A 4,136-nucleotide genomic window follows, 5' to 3' on the forward strand; every position below is an offset into this window, starting at 1 on the left:
GCTCCCCTACGAATCCAGTTCGCTGGAGTGACTCCAGTTCCCTTGCCACCCCACAAGTGGTGGGACAATAGGGGGAGGGGCCTACGAATCTTCCCAAGGTACTGGCAAAAATGCGGTATAAATGGTATCATTAAATTTGTAGCGATATGTGTTTTTTCTATGGGAGAGTATTCATGAAAGCTTATATCCGTATTAAACATACCGGGGAGTTTTATGATCCCAGCTGTTATTATGCCTATACGGGCTGCAGGGAGCTGGATGTTCCTGTGGTGAAGTATAAGGCGGTGTATTCTCTTACGGATAATGAACCTTCTGATCCGGTGATCGGCACGGTGTCGGATGTGAAGGTGGCGCTGGAGCAGTTTGGCGTGAAGCTGGAGCCTTTGGATTATCCTGATGAGCTTCTTCCTTTTACGGGCAGGAAAATCTGGAAGTCTACTCTCTTTACCATTACCAGTCACCCGGAGGACTGGCATGTGTTTGTGAAGCCGGTGGAGGATATCAAACGGTTTCATGGCACGGTGCTGGACAAGTCGGAGGATCTGATCAAGCTGGGCGGCGGTTTGGAAGATATCGATGTGTGGTGCAGCGAGAAGGTGCACTTCGTATCGGAGTGGCGTCTCTGGGTGCTTCATGGGGAAATGCTGGGTCTCACGCCGTATAAGGGTCGTTGGGATGTCTTTCCTGATGTGAAGGTGCTGGAGGCGGCGGTGAAGGCCTATCGGTCGGCGCCGGCCGGTTATGCCATTGATTTCGGCGTGACGGAAGAGGGGAAAACCCTGCTGGTAGAGGTGAGCGACGGATACTCTCTGGCAAGTTTTGGATTGTCTCCCAAGATATATATGAATATTCTGGCAGCCCGCTGGAAGGAGTTGACTTCTGCGGTGAAGGGGAAGTAAGCTGCCCCTCTGCATTTCAGGCACCGATGAGCGAGTGATTCTTTGTTTCTCTTTCTTTCGGTGCTTTCTTAGTCTATAAGGTGGTGCAAGGAGGATTATGGCCAGATTTAATAATGAGTTTGTACAGCAGTTAAAAGAGAATATCAATCTGGCAGACCTGATCGGCTCCTACGTGCCTTTGAAGAAGCATGGGCGGTACTATATGGCATCCTGTCCTTTCCATGGCCCGGAGCGGACGCCTTCCTTTGCTGTTTCACCGGACAAGGGGTTTTACTACTGCTTCGGCTGTCATGCCAGCGGCGATGCCATCACTTTTATGGAGAAGATGGAAAATCTGACCTTTGTGGAGGCAGTGGAACGGCTGGCGGAGTATGCTCATATGGAAATCCCGGAGCAGGAGGCGTCCCCTGAGGAGAAGAGGCGGGCAGCCAGGGCGCGGGAGCTTCATGAGGTGACGGAGCTGGCAGGGGCTTATTTCCACAGCTGTCTTACCAGGACGCAGATGGGAAAGGCGGGACTTGCCTATTTCAATAAGCGCCATCTGTCCATGGAGACTATCGAGAAGTTCAAGCTGGGATTTGCGCCGCCGGCCTGGCAGAAGCTGTACCACGATTTCACCACGAAGAAGAAGGTGGATGGAAATCTGCTGGTGGAGGCCGGGCTCTGCGCCAATAAGAACGGCCATTATTATGACGTGTTCCGCAACCGCTGCATGTTTCCCATTTGGAATCTGAAGGGGAAAATCGTTGCTTTCGGCGGCCGCGTCATGGATGACAGCAAGCCCAAGTATCTGAATTCGCCGGAAAGCGCGATTTTTAATAAGAGACGGCTCCTTTTTGCCATTTATCAGGCACTGCCCACTATTCGGGCAAAAAAGCAGGCCATCATGGTGGAGGGGTACATGGATGCCATTTCCCTTCATGCCCATGGGGTCACTAATGCGGTGGCTTCTCTGGGAACCGCCTTTACCATCGAGCAGGCCCGGCTTTTGAAGAAATATGCGGATGAAGTGGTTTTCAGCTACGATATGGATGCAGCGGGACAGAATGCCACCAAGCGGGCTCTGGAAATCGCAGGCTCCGTAGGTCTGAAGCTCCGGGTGGTTCATCTGGGGGAAGGGAAGGATCCGGATGAATTTGTGAACCTTCACGGCGGTGAGGCCTATCTGGAGGCGGTGAAGCAGGCGGAACCGGCTATGGATTTTCTTTTCCATTCCCTGATGAAGCAGTATGACAGCACTACCCTTGACGGGCAGCACCATATCCTGGATGATATGTTCTCCGTGCTTCTGTCTGCAGGAGACGCGTTCCAGCTGAATGCGTTCATCAAGAAAATGGCAAGAGCCATGCATATGGATGAAGGCATGATCCGAAGCGAGGCTTTGGTGTATGCCAAGAAGAACCGTTCCGATATGTATATTTCCCAGAGCGTTCCGGTGGAAAAGGAAGCGGTGGACCTGAATCCATTGAAGAAAAGGCAGCGGCTCCTGGAAGCCGGTTTCCTTAACTACTGTCTGATTTACCAGATGCTGCCGGATGGATGGGAGGAACTGTCCAATTATCGCTTCGCCGATGAATTTCACGGCCGTCTCTTCAGCCTGATGAAGGAAATGAAGGAAAAACAGCTGCCTCTGACTGCTGAAGCGGTGGAAGGCATGCTTCCCCGGGAAGATATCAGTCGTCTGGCAAAGCTTCGTATGGAAGGGGACCAGCCGGGCTCGGTGCCGAAGGAAGAATATATCTGGCCTATGAAGAAAATATATCTGCAGGAGGAATACCGCGTTCACACACAAAAAGTACAGGAACTGATGAGTACCGACCCGGAAAAAGCCCGGGAAGAGCAGCTCATCTGTATACAAATCAGTAAAGAAATCATGGCATTGAAATAAGGAATTCAGAACCATTCACCGGGGCGTCTTTGTGCGGGATGGCTGTTTCACCAAGGAATGAAGCAGCGTCGCCCGTATTTCCGCCTTTCTTAAGGGGGATTTGACTATGGCAGTACAGGATGAAAGATTGGAACAATGGATTGGAGAACTCACCGCCAAAGCAGGGGGCAGTGTGATTTCCAATAAAGACATCATGAACCTTGTGACAGAAAAGAATTTGAGCGGGGACGACCTGTCCAATCTCTATGAAGCCCTTCATGACGACCATTATGAGGTCAACTTTGATGTGGATGTATCGGATGAAGATCTGGAACTTCTGGAAGAGGAAGAAGCGCTGGAAACGGAAGAAACGGAATCCCAGCCGGTACCGGATCTGGACAATACTATGACCATCGACGACCCTGTCAAAATGTATCTGAAGGAAATCGGGGCGCTGCGCCTTCTGGACAGCGAAGAAGAAATTGTACTGGCCAAGAAAGTGGAAAAAGGCACACTTCCCGGTGCCACCGATGAGGACAGGGCAGCGGCCAAAGCCGCCAAGAAAGAGCTGGCGGACCGCAACCTTCGTCTGGTGGTGTCCATCGCCAAGAAATACCTGGGACGGGGCCTCCAGTTTCTGGACCTCATCCAGGAAGGCAATCTGGGCCTTTTAAAGGCAGTGGATAAATTTGACTATACCAAGGGGTATAAATTCTCCACCTATGCCACCTGGTGGATCCGCCAGGCCATCACCCGGGCCATTGCGGACCAGGCAAGAACCATCCGGGTGCCGGTGCACATGGTGGAAACCATTAATAAACTAAACCGCATTTCCCGCCAGTTCCTGCAGGAAAACGGCAGGGAAGCCACCAATGAAGAACTGGCCAAGGCCATGGGCTTTTCCGTTGGTAAAATCAGGGAAGTCAAGAAAATCGCCCAGGATCCCATTTCACTGGAAACGCCTATCGGAGAAAAAGAAGACTCCCACCTGGGAGATTTTATCGAAGACCATGAAGCCATCGCTCCCGACGACGCAGCTGGCTCCATCCTTCTCAAGGAACAGATCGACCAGCTCCTGCAGGGCCTCACGGAAAGAGAAAGACAGGTGCTGGAACTCCGCTTCGGCCTGAAAGACGGGAAAACAAGAACTTTGGAAGAAGTGGGCCGCTACTTCGATGTCACCAGAGAAAGAATCCGCCAGATCGAAGGCAAAGCTTTGCAGAAACTTAAAAAATCGGCCAAGAACCTCATGATTAACCAGTAGGGACACGCCCTTTCGGGCCTGAGGGCTGACGACCCTTCGGGCTGAAGTTTGACAGGCCTGCGGCGCGATGGAAATGCGGCCCCCTTTGGTGGCTGCGCCACCACCT

Annotated in this window: 3 protein-coding genes; all 3 read left to right on the top strand. The window is 52.0% G+C overall.

Translation table 11 applies throughout. The features are described from left to right. The first annotated feature begins 173 nt into the window (after positions 1-173). The 3 genes from B2Y11_RS05700 to rpoD all read left to right on the top strand — a co-directional run bounded on the left by B2Y11_RS05700 (position 174) and on the right by rpoD (position 4,030). The gene (locus B2Y11_RS05700) at positions 174-899 is read left to right on the top strand and encodes an ATP-grasp domain-containing protein (RefSeq protein WP_291057195.1); all 726 of its coding nucleotides are present in this window, start codon (positions 174-176) and stop codon (positions 897-899) included. A gap of 97 nt (positions 900-996) precedes the next feature. Continuing rightward, complete coding sequence (gene dnaG / locus B2Y11_RS05705) at positions 997-2,787, top strand: DNA primase (RefSeq protein ID WP_291057197.1); 1,791 nt, start codon at positions 997-999, stop codon at positions 2,785-2,787. A gap of 106 nt (positions 2,788-2,893) precedes the next feature. Next, positions 2,894-4,030: an RNA polymerase sigma factor RpoD gene (gene rpoD / locus B2Y11_RS05710; RefSeq protein ID WP_291057199.1), complete on the top strand. Its 1,137-nt coding sequence runs from the start codon at positions 2,894-2,896 to the stop codon at positions 4,028-4,030. Positions 4,031-4,136 lie beyond the last annotated feature (106 nt).

Origin of the sequence: Dialister sp. UBA1703, assembly GCA_002320515.1 — a bacterium.
Classification (GTDB): domain Bacteria; phylum Bacillota; class Negativicutes; order Veillonellales; family Dialisteraceae; genus Dialister.